At 66.1% G+C, this 15,913-nt stretch carries 12 protein-coding genes and 2 tRNA genes; 3 read left to right on the top strand and 11 right to left on the bottom strand.

What is annotated here, in order from left to right:
* Positions 1 to 3 precede the first annotated feature (3 nt).
* Positions 4 to 3,321 carry an isoleucine--tRNA ligase gene (gene ileS / locus K4G53_RS11455; RefSeq protein ID WP_221385834.1) on the bottom strand — a complete coding sequence of 1,106 codons (3,318 nt, stop codon included), beginning with the start codon at positions 3,319 to 3,321 and terminating at the stop codon, positions 4 to 6.
* Positions 3,322 to 3,663: 342 nt separating this feature from the next.
* Here ileS and K4G53_RS11450 point away from each other — a divergent pair, with 342 nt between their 5' ends.
* On the top strand, positions 3,664 to 4,671 hold the full coding sequence (locus K4G53_RS11450) for an endonuclease/exonuclease/phosphatase family protein (RefSeq protein ID WP_221385833.1): 1,008 nt from the start codon (positions 3,664 to 3,666) through the stop codon (positions 4,669 to 4,671).
* On the opposite strand, the gene K4G53_RS11445 is transcribed toward K4G53_RS11450, so the two are convergent.
* Together K4G53_RS11445 and K4G53_RS11440 are read right to left on the bottom strand one after the other, a co-directional pair.
* Complete coding sequence (locus K4G53_RS11445; protein ID WP_221385832.1) at positions 4,668 to 5,426, bottom strand: SDR family oxidoreductase; 759 nt, start codon at positions 5,424 to 5,426, stop codon at positions 4,668 to 4,670. The genes K4G53_RS11450 and K4G53_RS11445 overlap by 4 nt on opposite strands.
* 18 nt (positions 5,427 to 5,444) lie before the next feature.
* Positions 5,445 to 5,816: a DUF488 domain-containing protein gene (locus K4G53_RS11440; protein WP_221385831.1), complete on the bottom strand. Its 372-nt coding sequence runs from the start codon at positions 5,814 to 5,816 to the stop codon at positions 5,445 to 5,447.
* A 77-nt stretch (positions 5,817 to 5,893) separates the two neighbouring features.
* Between K4G53_RS11440 and valS the strand changes: the two genes are divergently transcribed.
* On the top strand, positions 5,894 to 8,515 hold the full coding sequence (gene valS / locus K4G53_RS11435) for a valine--tRNA ligase (RefSeq protein ID WP_221385830.1): 2,622 nt from the start codon (positions 5,894 to 5,896) through the stop codon (positions 8,513 to 8,515).
* A 389-nt stretch (positions 8,516 to 8,904) separates the two neighbouring features.
* Here valS and K4G53_RS11430 read toward each other — a convergent pair whose 3' ends face one another.
* From K4G53_RS11430 to K4G53_RS11405, 6 genes are all read right to left on the bottom strand, one after another.
* Positions 8,905 to 9,519 carry a DsbA family protein gene (locus tag K4G53_RS11430; RefSeq protein WP_221385829.1) on the bottom strand — a complete coding sequence of 205 codons (615 nt, stop codon included), beginning with the start codon at positions 9,517 to 9,519 and terminating at the stop codon, positions 8,905 to 8,907.
* Positions 9,520 to 9,649: 130 nt separating this feature from the next.
* Positions 9,650 to 10,930, bottom strand: coding sequence for an ATP-dependent Clp protease ATP-binding subunit ClpX (gene clpX / locus K4G53_RS11425; RefSeq protein WP_221385828.1), 1,281 nt, complete (start codon positions 10,928 to 10,930; stop codon positions 9,650 to 9,652).
* Between the two features lie 174 nt (positions 10,931 to 11,104).
* Complete coding sequence (locus tag K4G53_RS11420) at positions 11,105 to 11,764, bottom strand: ATP-dependent Clp protease proteolytic subunit (protein WP_138606612.1); 660 nt, start codon at positions 11,762 to 11,764, stop codon at positions 11,105 to 11,107.
* Positions 11,765 to 11,801: 37 nt separating this feature from the next.
* Complete coding sequence (locus K4G53_RS11415) at positions 11,802 to 12,425, bottom strand: ATP-dependent Clp protease proteolytic subunit (RefSeq protein ID WP_018761581.1); 624 nt, start codon at positions 12,423 to 12,425, stop codon at positions 11,802 to 11,804.
* A gap of 232 nt (positions 12,426 to 12,657) precedes the next feature.
* Positions 12,658 to 14,040, bottom strand: a complete 1,383-nt coding sequence (gene tig, locus K4G53_RS11410) for a trigger factor (protein ID WP_221385827.1) — start codon at positions 14,038 to 14,040, stop codon at positions 12,658 to 12,660.
* 78 nt (positions 14,041 to 14,118) lie between these two features.
* Positions 14,119 to 14,193 (bottom strand) — tRNA-Pro (locus tag K4G53_RS11405).
* Positions 14,194 to 14,323: 130 nt separating this feature from the next.
* Here K4G53_RS11405 and K4G53_RS11400 point away from each other — a divergent pair.
* A tRNA-Gly gene (locus K4G53_RS11400) sits at positions 14,324 to 14,397 on the top strand.
* Positions 14,398 to 14,447: 50 nt separating this feature from the next.
* On the opposite strand, the gene K4G53_RS11395 is transcribed toward K4G53_RS11400, so the two are convergent.
* Both K4G53_RS11395 and K4G53_RS11390 read right to left on the bottom strand, forming a co-directional pair.
* Positions 14,448 to 15,404 (bottom strand): DNA-formamidopyrimidine glycosylase family protein, encoded by a 957-nt coding sequence (locus K4G53_RS11395; RefSeq protein WP_221385826.1) that lies wholly within the window; start codon positions 15,402 to 15,404, stop codon positions 14,448 to 14,450.
* On the bottom strand, positions 15,404 to 15,898 hold the full coding sequence (locus K4G53_RS11390) for a ribose-5-phosphate isomerase (protein WP_221385825.1): 495 nt from the start codon (positions 15,896 to 15,898) through the stop codon (positions 15,404 to 15,406). The genes K4G53_RS11395 and K4G53_RS11390 overlap by 1 nt, the downstream gene beginning before the upstream one ends.
* Positions 15,899 to 15,913: the final 15 nt, after the last annotated feature.

Here is a 15,913-nt window from a genome sequence, read left to right as displayed (position 1 = left end):
GTCCTAGGCCTCCACTTTTTCGACCACGACGGCGGGCTCGGACACATCGGCAGGCTCAGCGGCCAGGTCGACAGTCAGCGTCTCGCCCTTGACCAGTTCAGCGTTGGCCAGCAGCGCGTCCACCACGTTCCGGGGTGCGGTCACGGTGGTACGGATCCGGTCGCTCACGTTGAGCCCGGCATCCTTGCGGGCCTGCTGGATGGCACGGACCATGTCGCGCGCCAGGCCTTCGGCCTCAAGCTCCGGCGTGACCTCGGTGTTGAGCACAACGAAGCCGCCGCCTGGCAGAACTGCCACGGCCTTCGATGCCCCTTCCCCGCCGTCGGAATCAGCCACGACGGTCTCCAGGGTGTACTCCTGGGGCTCCAGCTGCAGTCCCCCGGCGGTGACCACGCCGGCGTCGTCCACGCTCCAGTCACCGGACTTGGACCCCTTGATGGCAACCTGCACGTTCTTGCCCAGCCGGGGTCCGGCGGCGCGCGCGTTGACCACCAGCTTCTGCTGGATGCCGAACTCCCCGGGTGAGGCGCTTTCGGCGTCCAGCAGGCGCACGCTGCGGAGGTTGAGTTCATCGGCGACGACGGCGGCGAAGCCTTCCAGCGCACCGGCACCGGGTGCCACCACGGTGAGTTCCTGCAGGGGCAGGCGGACACGCAGGTTGGCTGCCTTCCGCAGCGACGAGCCGGTGGAGCAGATCTGCTGCACCCGGTCCATGGCTTCGACCAGGGAGGGGTTCGCCGGGAAGAGGTCCACGTCCGGCCAGTCGGCAAGGTGGACGGAGCGGCCGCCGGTCAGCCCGCGCCAGATCTCCTCGGTCACCAAAGGCAGCAGCGAGGCCGAGGCGCGGGTGACCGCCTCAAGCGCGGTGAACAGCGCGTCGAACGCGTCCTGGTCTTCGTCGAAGAAACGCTGGCGGCTGCGGCGGACGTACCAGTTGGTGAGCATGTCCAGGTAGCTGCGAAGGGAGTCGCAGGCGCCGGAGATGTCATAGGTATCCAGTTGCGCGGTCATGTCGCGGACCAGCTCGCCGGTGTTGGCGAGCAGGTACTGGTCCAGGGTGTCCCTGTAGCCGTCGTAGCGCAGTTTCGCGTCATAACCCGAACCGCTGTTTGCGGCGTTCGTGTACAGCGTGAAGAAGCTGTACACGTTCCAGAGCGGCAGGATCACTTGGCGGACGCCGTCGCGGATGCCCTGTTCGGTGACGATCAGGTTGCCGCCGCGCAGGATGGGGCTGGACATCAGGAACCAGCGCATCGCGTCGGACCCGTCGCGGTCCAAGACCTCGGAGACGTCCGGGTAGTTGCGCAGGCTCTTGGACATCTTCTGCCCGTCGGAGCCCAGCACGATGCCGTGGCTGATCACGTTCCGGAACGCGGGCCGGTCGAACAGCGCGGTGGACAGGATGTGCAGCATGTAGAACCAGCCGCGGGTCTGGCCGATGTACTCCACGATGAAGTCGGCCGGGTTGTGGGTGTTGAACCACGCCTCGTTCTCGAACGGGTAGTGCACCTGGCCGTAGGGCATGGAGCCGGAGTCGAACCAGACGTCCAGGACGTCCTCCACCCGGCGCATCACGGACTGGCCCTCTTCGGGGGTCCGCGGATCGTCGGGGTTGGGCCGGGTGAGCTCGTCGATGAACGGGCGGTGCAGGTCCACCTGGCCGTCCTTGTTCAGGGGCAGCCGGCCGAAGTCGGCCTCGATCTCCGCGAGGGAGCCGTACACGTCGGTGCGGGGGTACTCGGGATCGCTGGACTGCCACACCGGGATGGGGCTGCCCCAGAAGCGGTTGCGGCTGATGGACCAGTCGCGGGCGTTCTCGAGCCACTTGCCGAACTGGCCGTCCTTGACGTTGCCGGGGATCCAGTTGATCTCCTGGTTCAGCTCGGACATGCGGTCCTTGAACTTGGTGACCTCCACATACCAGGAGGAGACAGCGCGGTAGATCAGCGGATTGCGGCAGCGCCAGCAGTGCGGGTAGCTGTGCTCGTAGCTGGCCTGGCGGACCAGGCGGCCCTGGGCGCGGAGCACCTGGGTGATGGGCTTGTTGGCCTCAAACACCTGCAGGCCGGCGATGTCGTGCAGGTCGCCGTGCTTGAACAGGGGCAGGAACTTGGCGCCCTCGTCCACGGACAGCACCACGGGGATGCCGGCCTCCTCGCAGACCTTCTGGTCATCCTCACCGTAGGCGGGTGCCTGGTGCACAATGCCGGTGCCGTCGGTGGTGGTGACGTAGTCGGCAACCACGAACCGCCAGGCGTTCTCCATGCCGTACTTCTCGTTGTCGGCGAAGTCGTCCCAGAGCCGCTGGTACTCCAGGCCCTCCAGTTCAGCGCCGGTGTGGGTGGATACGACGGCGGCTTCAGCTTCCTCGAAGCTGTCGTACCCGAGGTCCTTGGCGTAGCCCGCTACCAGGTCGGCGGCGAGCAGGAAGCTGCCCGTCACAGGGGCGTCGGCCGAAGCCGCCTTGATGCCGTTGGGCCCGGCGGGCAGCACGGCATACGTGATGGAAGGCCCGACGGCGAGCGCGGCGTTGGTGGGCAGCGTCCAGGGGGTGGTGGTCCAGGCAAGCGCCTGCACCCCTGCCAGCTGCGTCGACAGTTCCGACTCCCCCGCCAGGATGGGGAACGTCACCGTGACGGTTTGGTCCTGGCGGTTCTTGTAGACGTCGTCGTCCATGCGCAGCTCATGGTTGGACAGCGGCGTCTCGTCCTTCCAGCAGTAGGGCAGGACGCGGTAGCCGTTGTACGTCAGGCCCTTGTCGTGGAGCTGCTTGAACGCCCAGAGGACCGATTCCATGTACTCGACGTTGAGCGTCTTGTAGTCGTTGTCGAAGTCCACCCAGCGGGCCTGGCGGGTAACGTAACTGCGCCATTCGTCGGCGTACTTCATAACGGATGCGCGGCAGGCGTCGTTGAACTTGTCGATGCCCATGGCTTCGATCTGGGTCTTGTCCGTCATGCCCAGCTGCTTCATGGCTTCGAGCTCGGCGGGCAGGCCGTGGGTGTCCCAGCCGAAGCGGCGCTCGACACGCTTGCCGCGCTGGGTCTGGTAGCGCCCCACGAGGTCCTTGGCGTAGCCGGTGAGCAGGTGGCCGTAGTGCGGCAGGCCGTTGGCGAAGGGGGGGCCGTCGTAGAACACGAACTCGTTGCTGCCCGGCTCCCCGCCGGGGACGTCGGCGCTGCGCTGGTCGATACTGGCCTGGAAAGTGCCGTCCTGGTCCCAGTACTTCAGGATGCGCTCTTCGATCTCCGGAAACTTCACGGAGGCGGAAACGCCTGCACTGCCGCTGGTGGAGGCTGAGGCCTTGGGGTAAAACGTCATTTTCGACATCCTGGGTTGAGCGTGGTGAGCCTCCGGCAGGGGCCGAAGATTCCGTTCAGGATGCGAGGACGGCGTCCGTGCCGTCCCTGGACTGCACGCTCACCGCGGTACCACCTCACTTACCGGCGCTGCGTGTTCCGTTAGGAACGGGCGCTGCCCCGGCCTCTCATTACTGCTGTAACGGGCTTACCCGTCCGGTTCTACTGACGCCCCCTGCCCTGCGGGCGGGGTGGCGCGTTCTTCCGGAAGCTCACCGGTGATAGCCGGGTCATAGCCACTCCCGAGTCTACTATTGCGGCAGCGCCAGTGCCATTCAGGCGGCCCCTTGCCTAGACTCGATTCATGGCAGCTTCCGCGGCACCCGGGACGGGGCGGCGCACTGCCCGGATCTGCAGGTGGCTGTTCGTTCCCGTCGCCGCTCCGGTTGCCCTGGTGTCCACGTTCCGTGCCCTGCCTGTGGAGTGGCCCGTCCTTGCCGTGCAACTGGTGGCCTTTACGCCGTGGCTGGCCGCGCCCGCCGCCGCGGCAACGCTCCTGGCGTTCCTGGGGCGGAGCCGCCCGCAGCAGGTCCTCGCGGCCGTGCTGCTGGGATGCCAGGTGTTCTGGCTTTTCCCGCTGGACGCCAGGGAACCGGCCGCTGAAGCAGCCGGCACGCCGGTCAGCCTGGTTGCCATGACCATCAATGCCGAGGTGGGCCGGGCGGATGCCGACGGGATCGTGGCGCTTGTCCGCGGCCGGCATGTGGAACTGCTGGCGGTGGAGGAGTTCACGCCGGAACTGGAAGGCAGGCTCACGGCGGCGGGACTGGATGCGCTGCTGCCCTACCGGATTTCCCATGCCCGGGACGGCGCCGGCGGCAGCGCCATCTACTCCGCGCGCAACCTCACGGCGTCAGGCGTCATCCCGGACACCCGCTTCAGCATGCCTGTTGCCCGCCTCGACCTCGGCGACGGCAATGGCGCGGCACTGCGTGTCGTTGCCGTGCACGCCCTGGCGCCTGCCGGCGACGCCGTGGACCAATGGCGCAGCGACCTCGATTCGGTGGCCGGGGCAGACAATGGCTCCGGGCCGCTGTTGCTGGCCGGGGACTTCAACGCGACGTACGACCACCGGGAGTTCCGGGCACTCCTGGCGGGGACCGGCGGCCGCCGCGCCCTCGTGGACGTGGCGGCCTCGCAGGGCAGCAGACTGGTGCCCACCTGGCCGATGCGGGACTACCGGCTGCCGGGCATAGCCCTCGACCATCTGGTCACCAGCCCCGACATCAGCAGCTCCGGATACTCAGTGCACCGGATCGAAGGCACCGACCACGCAGCCGTGGTGGCCGCCTTGCAGATCCACGTCCCCTAGCCCTTCCTGATGAGCTTGTGGGTGGCGGCCTGCGCCACGGGCCGGATCACGATCTGGTCCAGGTTGACGTGGTGGGGCGCGGTGACAGCGTAGCGGACCACGTCTGCCACGTCCTCCGCCGTCAGCGGCTCCGCCACGCCCTGGTAGACCTTCTCCGCGGCCTGCGCATTGCCCAGCCGGTTGAGGGCGAACTCCTCGGTCTGGACCAGGCCCGGCGCCACCTCAATGACGCGGATGTTGTTCTCCGCCTCCTCCAGGCGGAGCGCGTTGGTCATGGCGTGCTGGGCGAACTTGGCTGCGTTGTAGCCGCCGCCGCCTTCGTAGGCGTCCAGGCCGGCAGTGGAGGTGAGGTTGAGCACCGTCCCCTTGCCGTTGGCCCGCAGCATGGGCAGGAAGGCGCGGGTCAGCTTCATGGTGCCCAGGACGTTGACGCGGTACATCCACTCCCAGTCCTCCGTGCTGGCGTCTCCCACCTTGTCGGCACCGCGGGCACCGCCGGCGATGTTGATGAGCGTGTCAATCCCACCCGCCGCGGTGACCTGGGCAAGGAGCCGGGACACGTCGTCGTCCTCTGCAATGTCGGCAGGAATGGCGACGGCGCCCGTCCCGCTTTCGAGCGCAGCGAGGCGTTCAGCCCGGCGCGCCACGGCGAACACCGTCCATCCGCCGGCGCGCAGCGCGCGGACCGTTGCCTCCCCGATTCCGCTGCTCGCCCCGGTCACCAGTGCTGCCTTGTTCTGCAAGTCCTCAGTCATGGCACCACCCTAACGGTGTCAGCCGGCGCGGCGTCCCCGGACGTAGTCGAGCAGGACACGCGCGTGGTTGGCCTCCGTGTCCCGGGCTGCGTACAGCAGGGTCACACGCCGATGGCCGGCGGCGAGTTCCAACAGGGTTTCCACGGCGGGATTGGAGTCCAGTTCCTGCGTGTAGCGTTCGCTGAAATCGGCAAAACGTTCGGGCCGGTGGTTGAACTCCTTGCGGAGCCCGGTGGAAGGCGCCACGTCCTTCAGCCACAGGTCGACGGCGGCGCCGGCCTTCGTGAGGCCCCGCGGCCAGAGCCGGTCCACCAGCACCCGGCAGCCGTCGTCGTCCTCCGGCGGCTCGTAGATGCGCTTGACGGCAAAGGTTCCCCGCAACTCTCCCATGGGCGCATGCTACCCGTCCCCAGCCCCTCCCGGGCGCTGGTTCGGCGGGACGGAAGCGGACATGAAAGAATTACCCAATGGCTGAAGACACGCAGGGTACAGACACGCCCACCACCGCCCCCATCAACGTTCCGGACAAGCCGGCCCTCGAAGGCCTCGAGACATCGCTCACCCAGCGCTGGCTGGCCGAGGGAACCTACAAGTTCAACCCCGACACCACCCGGGAGCAGGTCTACTCGATCGACACTCCCCCGCCCACCGCATCGGGGTCGCTGCATGTGGGGCACATGTTTTCCTTCACCCAGACGGACGTCCAGGCGCGCTACATGCGCATGACCGGCAAGAACGTCTTCTACCCCATGGGCTGGGACGACAACGGCCTGCCGACGGAGCGTCGTGTCCAGAACTACTACGGTGTCCGCTGCGATCCCGCCATCCCCTACAACGCCGACTACCGGCCGCCGGCCCAGCCGGCCAAGAACCAGCGTGACTTCGACGTCGTTTCCCGCCAGAACTTCATTGAGCTGTGCGAGGAACTCGCTGTCGAGGACGAAAAGGTCTTCGAGAACCTGTTCCAGACCCTGGGCCTGTCCGTGGACTGGGACCTGACCTACCGCACCATTGATGACACTTCCCGCGCGGTGTCCCAGCGTGCCTTCCTGGCCAACCTGGCCGCCGGCGACGCGTACATGGCCGAGGCACCCACGCTGTGGGACGTCACCTTCCGCACGGCGGTTGCGCAGGCCGAGCTGGAGGACCGCGAAGTGCCCGGCGCGTACTACCGGTACCCCTTCTTCACCGAAGAAGGCGACAAGGTCTTTATCGAGACCACGCGTCCGGAACTGCTGGCCGCGTGTGCCGCGCTGGTGGCAAACCCCGACGACGAGCGGTACCAGCCGCTGTTCGGCAAGACCGTGCGGTCCCCGCTGTTCGACGTCGAGCTGGAGGTCAAGGCCCACCCGCTGGCCAAGGCCGATAAGGGCTCCGGCATCGCGATGGTCTGTACCTTCGGTGACCTGACCGACGTCACCTGGTGGCGGGAACTCCAGCTGCCCACCCGGGCCATCATGGGCCGCGACGGCCGCATCATCGCCGAGACCCCGGAGTGGATCACCACCGCGGCAGGCAAGGAAGCGTACGCCGCAATTGCCGGCAAGACGGCTTTCTCGGCGAAAGAGGCCGTGGTGGAGCTGCTCAAGGAAGCGGACCTGCTGGACGGCGAACCGAAGAAGATCACCCACCCGGTCAACTTCTTCGAAAAGGGCGACAAGCCCCTGGAAGTGGTCACGTCCCGCCAGTGGTACATCCGCAACGGCGGCCGCGACGAGGACCGCCGCGAACGCCTCATCGGCCGCGGCAAGGAGATCGACTTCCACCCGTCGTTCATGCGCTCCCGCTACGAGAACTGGATCGCCGGCCTGAACGGTGACTGGCTGGTCTCCCGCCAGCGGTTCTTCGGCGTGCCCATCCCCGTCTGGTACCCGCTCGATGCGCAGGGAAACCCGGACTACGACAACCCCATCCTGCCTTCCGACGAACTGCTGCCCGTGGACCCCGCGGCGGATGCCGCCCCGGGCTTCGACGAAACCCAGCGGGACCAGCCCAACGGCTTCACAGGTGACGCCGACGTCCTGGATACCTGGGCAACGTCCTCACTGACCCCGCAGATCGTCGGCGGCTGGAGCCGGGACGAGGACCTGTTCGGCAAGGTCTTCCCGTTCGACCTCCGACCCCAGGGCCATGACATCATCCGCACCTGGCTGTTCTCGTCCGCGGTACGTGCCGATGCCCTGCAGGACTGCGCTCCCTGGAAGCACGCTGCCATCTCGGGCTGGATCCTGGACCCGGACCGGAAGAAGATGTCCAAGTCCAAGGGCAACGTGGTGGTCCCCACGGATGTGCTGAACGAGTTCGGTTCGGACGCGGTCCGCTACTGGGCCGCCTCGGCACGGCTTGGTGCCGACACCGCCTACGAGATCGCCCAGATGAAGATCGGCCGCCGCTTGGCCATCAAGCTGCTGAACGCGTCCAAGTTCGTGCTGAACCTCGGTGCCACCGAGAACTCAGTGCTTTCCGGTGATCTTTCCGTCCTGACCAACCCCTTGGACCGTGCGCTGCTGGCGCAGTTGGCCGACGTCGTGGCACAGTCCACCAAGGCGTTCGACAACTACGACTACGCCCGCGCCCTGCAGCTCACGGAAACCTTCTTCTGGCAGTTCACTGACGACTACGTTGAGCTGATCAAGGACCGTGCCTACGGCGCCGCCGGCGAAGCGGAGCAGGCATCCGTGCTGGCTGCCCTGGCGACCACCCTGGACACCTTGCTGCGGCTCTTCGCCCCGTTCCTGCCCTTCGCCACCGAAGAAGTCTGGAGCTGGTGGCGGACTGGCTCCGTGCACCGTGCCGCATGGCCGGCTGCGCTGGCGATTCCCGGCGGGGACACCACCATGCTCGCGACGGTGGGCGTTGCGCTCAGCGGTGTCCGCAAGGCCAAGTCCGAGGCCAAGGTCAAGCAGCGCACCGAAGTGTTGTCCGCCACCATCACCGCACCGGAGGGGCTTACCGCCCAGCTGCAGGCCGGGCTGGCCGACCTGAAGGCAGCCTCCAACGCCAGGGACATCACCCTGGTGGTTGGCGACGGCGACCTGGCCGTGACCGACGTCGCCCTGGCCCCGAGCGACGAGCCGGCGAAGGCCTGATACCGGCGAAGCCCTGATGCCGGAGGGCCCCCAAGCATGTGGGAGCCCCGGGCATGTGGGATCAGGGCAAAGGGGAAGCCCCATCAGCGTTTTGCCGTTGGTGGGGCTTCGACTTTTCGGCCATCCGGTGACGTGCTCTGATGGTCTGGCAGGATCCGCTGATTTTCAGGTCTTACTACCCCGTCACTGGTAGCTTGCATTCAACTTTGCCGATGGCTGCGTCAAACTACATATCACTGAATCTTTGGTTCCTGCGTCCCGCTTCTTTCGAAGTGGGTAAGAACCATTCTGGCCCTGCCCCGCGGCACGCGCAAGGGCCCCGGGGAAACTACAAACGCGTAGTTCCCCCGGGGCCCTTGGTGTGCTTCCGGCAGCCGCAGCGCGGCTGCTCACCCGAATTCCGGGCGCTCTGTGCGGCTCCTCTTCAGCTCGAAAAAGTGCGGGTAGGCCGCAATGGCGGTGGTCGCGTCCCACAGCCTTCCGGCCTCCTCGCCGCGGGGAATGCGGGTGAGGACGGGCCCGAAGAACGCTGTTCCGTTGAAGGCCACCACAGGCGTTCCAACATCCTGGCCGACCAGGGAGATGCCTTCCCCGTGGCTGGCGCGAAGCTTGTCGTCATACGCGTCCGTGGCGGCTGCCTCGGCGAGTGATGCCGGCAGGCCGCACTCCGCAAGCGCCTTGGTAATCACCAGGGAGCGGTCCTTTTCGCCCCCGTCATGGATCAGGGTCCCCATGGCGTCGTAGAGAGCCTTGACGGTTTGGTTGCTGTGCTCCTGCTGTGCAGCGATGATCACGCGGACCATGCCCCAGGCGTCATCCATGGACTTCCGGTAGTCAGGGTCCAGGTCGCGCCCCTCATTGAGGACGGCCAGGCTCATGACGTGCCACTCCGTCTCGATGTCGCGGACGGATTCCACCTCGCCGATCCAGCGGGAGGTGATCCAGGCAAAGGGGCACAGGGGGTCGAACCAAAAATCGGCCTTGTTTCCGGCAGGTGCGGTCATGGAGGTCCTCCTCTGATGGTGGCCGCCCTCATGGGGGCGGTCCTGGTGGGCGGGCAGCGCGATGTCAGGCCGCCGGGACCGGGCAGCCGCTGCGGGGGGCGACGGCAGCCGCTGCGGGCAGCGACGCCGGTCAGGCCGACTTACGGCGCTTGGTCTCGTGCGGGATCATGGTGGGTTCGGCACCTCGGAGCACAACGTCCTCGGTGATGACCACGCTGGCTACATCCTCGCGGCTCGGCAAATCGAACATGACGGGAAGCAGGACTTCCTCAAGGATGGCACGGAGACCACGGGCACCGGTGCCCCGTTCGAGGGCTTGGTCGGCAATGGCATCAAGGGCGGCGGGATCGAACACCAGCTCGACGCCGTCGATCTGGAACATCTTCTGGTACTGCTTGACCAGCGCGTTCTTGGGCGTGGAGAGGATCTGGATCAGTGCGTCACGGTCCAGGTTCGACACGGTGGTGATCACGGGGAGCCGGCCGATAAATTCGGGGATCAGGCCGAACTTGAGCAGGTCCTCCGGCATGACCTCGCCGTAGGAGTCCACCTTCTTGCTGGCCTCGTTGAGCGGGGCACCGAAGCCGATGCCCTTGCGGCCCGAGCGGGAGCCGATGATTTCCTCGAGCCCGGCAAAGGCGCCTGCGACGATGAACAGGACGTTCGTGGTGTCGATCTGGATAAATTCCTGGTGCGGGTGTTTCCTGCCCCCCTGCGGCGGAACCGACGCAACCGTGCCTTCCAGGATTTTCAGGAGGGCCTGCTGGACGCCCTCGCCTGAGACGTCCCTGGTGATGGAAGGGTTCTCGCTCTTCCGGGAGATCTTGTCGATCTCGTCAATGTAGATGATGCCCTGCTCGGCCTTCTTGACGTCGTAGTCCGCGGCCTGGATGAGCTTGAGCAGGATGTTCTCCACATCCTCGCCCACATAGCCGGCCTCGGTCAGGGCAGTGGCATCAGCCACGGCGAACGGAACGTTGAGGCGCCGGGCGAGGGTCTGGGCGAGGTAGGTCTTGCCGCACCCGGTGGGGCCGATCAGGAGGATGTTCGACTTGGCGATCTCGACGTCGTCGTGGTGGCCGCCGTCGCCCAGGCTGCCGGACTTCGGTGCATGGCCGGCCTGGATGCGCTTGTAATGGTTATAGACGGCGACGGCGAGGGACCGCTTGGCGGGTTCCTGGCCGATGACGTATTCCTGCAGGAAGTCGAAGATTTCGCGGGGCTTGGGAAGTTCGAAGCTTCCGAGGTCAGCTACTTCCGCGAGTTCCTCTTCGATGATTTCGTTGCACAGCTCGATGCATTCATCGCAGATGTAGACTCCCGGCCCGGCAATGAGCTTGCGCACCTGCTTCTGGCTCTTTCCGCAGAAAGAGCACTTCAGCAGATCCGTGCTCTCGCCAATCCGAGCCATATGTGAACCCCTTAGTATCCTGCTGCCATGCAGCCTTGCACCGTTGCTGAAATCGTTGCCGGCCAGCGGGACCGGTTTGTGACATCTTCCACTCTAGGTCACATTCGCTCCCAAGGGTGGAAAGAAAAGGCCGGTGCGGCCAAATGAACTGGGCCGCACCGGCTTTCCGTACTGCTACCTCGTGATTGCCTGGGGCTTGATCTTCCGTGAATCCAGGACCTGGTCGATAAGGCCATAGGCCTGGGCCTCGTCCGCGGTGAGGATCTTGTCACGCTCGATGTCGTTGTTGACCTGCTCCGACGTGCGCCCGGAGTGCTGGGCCAGCGTGTCCTCGAGCCAGGAACGCATCCGCATGACCTCGGCGGCCTGGATCTCCAGGTCGGAGGCCTGGCCGCCCTGGCCGCCGGAGAGAGCCGGCTGGTGGATCAGGACACGGGCGTTGGGGAGGGCGAGGCGTTTGCCCGGAGTACCCGCGGCCAGCAGCACTGCAGCGGCGCTGGCGGCCTGGCCCAGGCAGACTGTCTGGATTTCGGGCCGGATGTACTGCATGGTGTCGTAGATCGCGGTCATCGCGGTGAACGAACCGCCCGGGGAGTTGATGTACAGCGTGATGTCCCGGTCCGGGTCGGTGGACTCGAGGACCAGCAGCTGGGCCATGATGTCGTCGGCTGAGGCGTCGTCCACCTGCACGCCGAGGAAGATGATGCGGTCCTCGAAGAGCTTGGTGTACGGGTCCTGGCGCTTGAAGCCGTAGGGCGTGCGCTCCTCGAACTGCGGCAGGACGTAGCGGCTGGATGGAAGATTGCCGGCGGACCACCCGAAGTTGTAGTTCATTGTGTTTGCTCCTGATCGAAAGGGTTCTGGTTGCCGGTTAGTTCTGGGACGCTGATTCGCCGGAGGACCCGTTGGAGGTTCCGCCGCCGCCCGACACGGAGCCGGCGTGCGCGGCGATCTTGTCGAAGAAGCCGTATTCAAGGGCCTCGGTGGCCGTGAACCACTTGTCGCGGTCGTTGTCCTTGAGGATGGTCTCCACGGTCTGTCCGGTCTGCTCTGCCGTCAGCTCCGCCATGACCTTTTTCATGTGCAGGATGAGCTCCGCCTGGATCTTGATGTCGGAGGCGGTACCGCCGATGCCGCCCGAGGGCTGGTGCATCAGGACGCGGGCGTTGGGGGTGGCGTAGCGCTTGCCCTTGGTGCCGGAAGACAGCAGGAACTGGCCCATGGATGCGGCCAGGCCGGTAGCAACGGTCACGACGTCATTGGGGATGAACTGCATGGTGTCGTAGATCGCCATGCCGGCCGTGACCGAGCCGCCGGGAGAGTTGATGTAGAGGTAGATGTCCTTTTCCGGGTTCTCGGCAGAGAGGAGCAGCAGCTGTGAGCAGATCGCGTTGGCGTTGTCGTCCCGCACCTCCGAGCCGAGCCAGATGATCCGCTCCTTGAGGAGGCGGTTGTAAATGTAGTTGTCCTGGGCTGCAGGATCGACAGTCGCCATCCGGGGGGCCTCCTGGTGCTGTGACATGTTTACTTACCTCTCGCTGGTGACGGTGACATCACTGAAAATCACTACTTGGACACTAACCGGTTTCACCGACATTTTGTTCGCGTCCCAGCGGCTGTTCGCTGACGGCGCACGATGATCAGACCCCGCGCCGCCAGGCCCCGCCAAACGGCAACGGCCCCCGGATCACGGGGATCCGGGGGCCGTTGCTCTGGCGTGGTAAGGACTAGGCCTTGGCTGCTGCAGTGTCCTCGGCCTCGGCAGCTTCGGCCTCAGCCTCGACAGCTTCGGGAGCCTCTGCAGCCGGACCTTCTTCACCGGCGGGGCGGACGAAGTCGCTGAGGTCAACGGCGTTGCCCTCGGAGTCGGTCACCGTGGCCTGGCCCAGCACGACTGCCAGGGCCTTGCGGCGGCGGACCTCGGACACCATCATGGGGACCTGGCCGCTCTGGTCGATGATCTGGGCGAACTGGTTCGGGTCCATGCCGTACTGGCTGGCCGTGCTGACGATGTAGTCGATCAGCTCGTTCTGGCTGACGTTGACTTCTTCCTTCTCCGCGATGGCGTCGAGGATGATTTCGTTCTGGAAGGCGCGGGCCGTGTTGGCACGGACCTCTTCGCGGTGCTCTTCGGTGTCGTGCTCGCCCTCGCCGTGGCCGTTGCCCTCCTGGAAGTGGGCTTCGAGCTGCTCTTCGACGACGGAGTCCGGAACGGGCACCTCAACCAGCTCGACGAGCTTGTCCAGGACCTTGTCGCGGGCTTCAACGCCCTGCTCAACGATCTTGGAGCTGGCTGCCTGCTTGGCCAGGTCTTCGCGGAGTTCGGCGATCGTGTCGAACTCGGAGGCCAGCTGGGCGAAGTCATCGTTCGCTTCGGGCAGTTCGCGTTCCTTGACGGCCTTCACGACGACCTTGACCTGCGCGGCTTCGCCGGCGTGCTCGCCACCTACGAGGGTGGTGTCGAAGATGGCGTCCTCGTCGGCGCTGAGGCCGGTGACGGCTTCGTCCATGCCTTCGAGCATGGTGCCTGCGCCCACCTGGTAGGAGAGGCCGGAGGCCGAGTCAACTTCTTCGCCGTCGATGCTGGCGGTGATGTCGATGGTGAGGAAATCACCTTCGGCAGCCGGGCGGTCAACGGACTTCAGGGTGCCGAAGCGGCCACGCAGTTCGTCCAGGGCCTTGTCGACGTCGGCCTCGGAGGACTCGGCGGCGGCCACCTGGACCTCGATGCCGGCGTAGTCCGGAAGTTCGATCTCGGGGCGGACGTCCACCTCGGCGGCGAACTTCAGGCCGCCGTCGGTGGCGGAGGGGTCCGGAACCTCGGTGATCTCCACCTCGGGACGGCTCAGCGGGCGGATGCCGGATTCCTGCACGGCAGCCTGGTACCAGCCGTTGAGGCCGTCGTTGATGGCGGTCTCCAGGACGTAGCCGCGGCCGACGCGCTGGTCGATGAGCTTGGCGGGGACCTTGCCCTTGCGGAACCCGGGAACCTGGATCTGCGAAGCAACAGTCTTGTAGGCCGAGTCGATGCTGGGCTTCAGTTCCTCAAAGGGGACCTCAACATTGAGCTTGACCCGCGTGGGGGTGAGGTTCTCGACAGCGCTCTTCACGGTCTAAGTACTCCTGGGTTGTGGGATGGGGTTCTGCAAACGCAATATGTCCGGAACCGAAGGGTCCGGGCCGCAGAGTCGGGGTGACAGGATTTGAACCTGCGACTTCCTGCTCCCAAAGCAGGCGCTCTAGCCAAGCTGAGCTACACCCCGTTAGTGCACAGGCAAGTCTACGGTGATACGCGTCGCGATTGCACATTTGACACGTAGGCCATGGATTAGGTTTAGTTGTATCCGGCTTGGACAGCCAGCCCGAAGTTTCCGCCAAGACGGATCTTCCTTCGGGGACGTAGCTTAATGGTAAAGCCTCAGTCTTCCAAACTGATTACGCGGGTTCGATTCCCGTCGTCCCCTCCAGTTACCCAGAAGGCCCCCTCGATCGAGGGGGCCTTCTGTCTTTTACCTGGCTAATCCGGCGACTGGCAGGTTGGGCACCAGTAGAGGTTGCGTCCGGCAAGGTCCGCCATCAGCAGGATGGTCCGGCAGACGCGGCAGGGCAGCCCGTGCCGCTTGTAGACGAAGTGGGCGTCGTCGCGTCCCGGGAAGCCTGCGTTCCTGGGCGGGACGGGCAGCCCCGCAGCGGCCGCTTTGGCGGCCGTGGTGCCGTCGAAGGCCCAGTACTTGGGCGGCGTGGTGATGATGCGCCCGTCCGCTACGCCGTCGTTCATGACGGCGGCAATGTCGCGCCAGAGCCTGCGCGCCACACCCTCCGGTACCGCGGCACCGGGCAGCCAGGGATCCAGCCGACGGCGGAACAGGACTTCCGCGCGGTAGACGTTCCCGACGCCGGCAATCACCTTCTGGTCCATCAGCAGTGCGGCCAGCGGGGTTTTCTTGCCTTGGAGATTGGCTGCGAACCGGCCGGCGTCACCGCGCAGGTTGCGCAGCGGGTCCGGCCCCAGGCGGGCCAGGACGGCCTCTGCCTCGGCAGTGGTGATGGTTTCGCACGTGGTGGCGCCGCGCAGGTCCGCCCACCCGTGGGTTCCGGCGAGCCTGACCCGCACCGCCCCCACGGGTGCCGGCGGGCCGGCGTAAGGTGCGTTCCCGCCGTCGTCCCCGCCAGCAAAGGACTCCTGCTCCCCCAGCCGGCGCGGGGCGCCGATACTCGAGGCGCCGGCGAAGGTGCTGTCCCCGCCAAAACTCCAGGCGCCGTACAGGCCGAGGTGCACGTGCAGCACCAGCGCGTTGTCGAAGTGCAGGAACAGGTGCTTGCCGTGGGCTTCGGCGGCGAGGAGGGTATGTCCGTCCAGCAGCGCCGCTCCCCCGCTGAACCTGCCCTGCGGGCTGGAAACGGCCAGTGCCTCGCCGGCAAAGACGTCGCCGAACTGCCGGGCGAGCCTGCGGACGGAATGGCCCTCGGGCACTACTCGATGACCTCGCCGGTTGCCTCGAACACCGCGATCTTTTCGATCCTGCGGATGTGGCGCTCGTCATTACTGAACGGCTCGGCAAGGAACGCCTCGACCAGTGCGGTGGCTTCCTCAACGGTGTGCTGGCGGCCGCCCAGGGCGACCACATTGGCGTCGTTGTGCTCGCGGGCCAGGGTGGCCGTGGAAAGGTTCCACGCGAGGGCCGCGCGGATGCCCTTGACCTTGTTGGCGGCGATCTGCTCACCGTTGCCGGAGCCGCCCAGTACGATGCCGAGGGCGTGGATGCCGGCTTCCCGGTCGGCAACCACGGCAAGCGCGGCGTTGATGCAGAACGACGGGTAGTCGTCCTGGGCGTCGTAAACCTTGGGTCCGTGATCCACCACCTCGTACCCTTTGCCGGTCAGGTGGGACACAAGGTGGGCGCTGAGCTCCATGCCTGCGTGGTCGGTGGCGATGTGGACCCGCGGGGAATCAGGGGCAGTGGTCACGTGCTAAGTCCGTTC

Origin of the sequence: Arthrobacter sp. MAHUQ-56 (assembly GCF_019710585.1) — a bacterium.
Classification (GTDB): domain Bacteria; phylum Actinomycetota; class Actinomycetes; order Actinomycetales; family Micrococcaceae; genus Arthrobacter.
The sequence above is the reverse complement of the archived record's forward strand: the minus strand, read 5'-3'. Positions and strand labels throughout refer to the sequence as shown.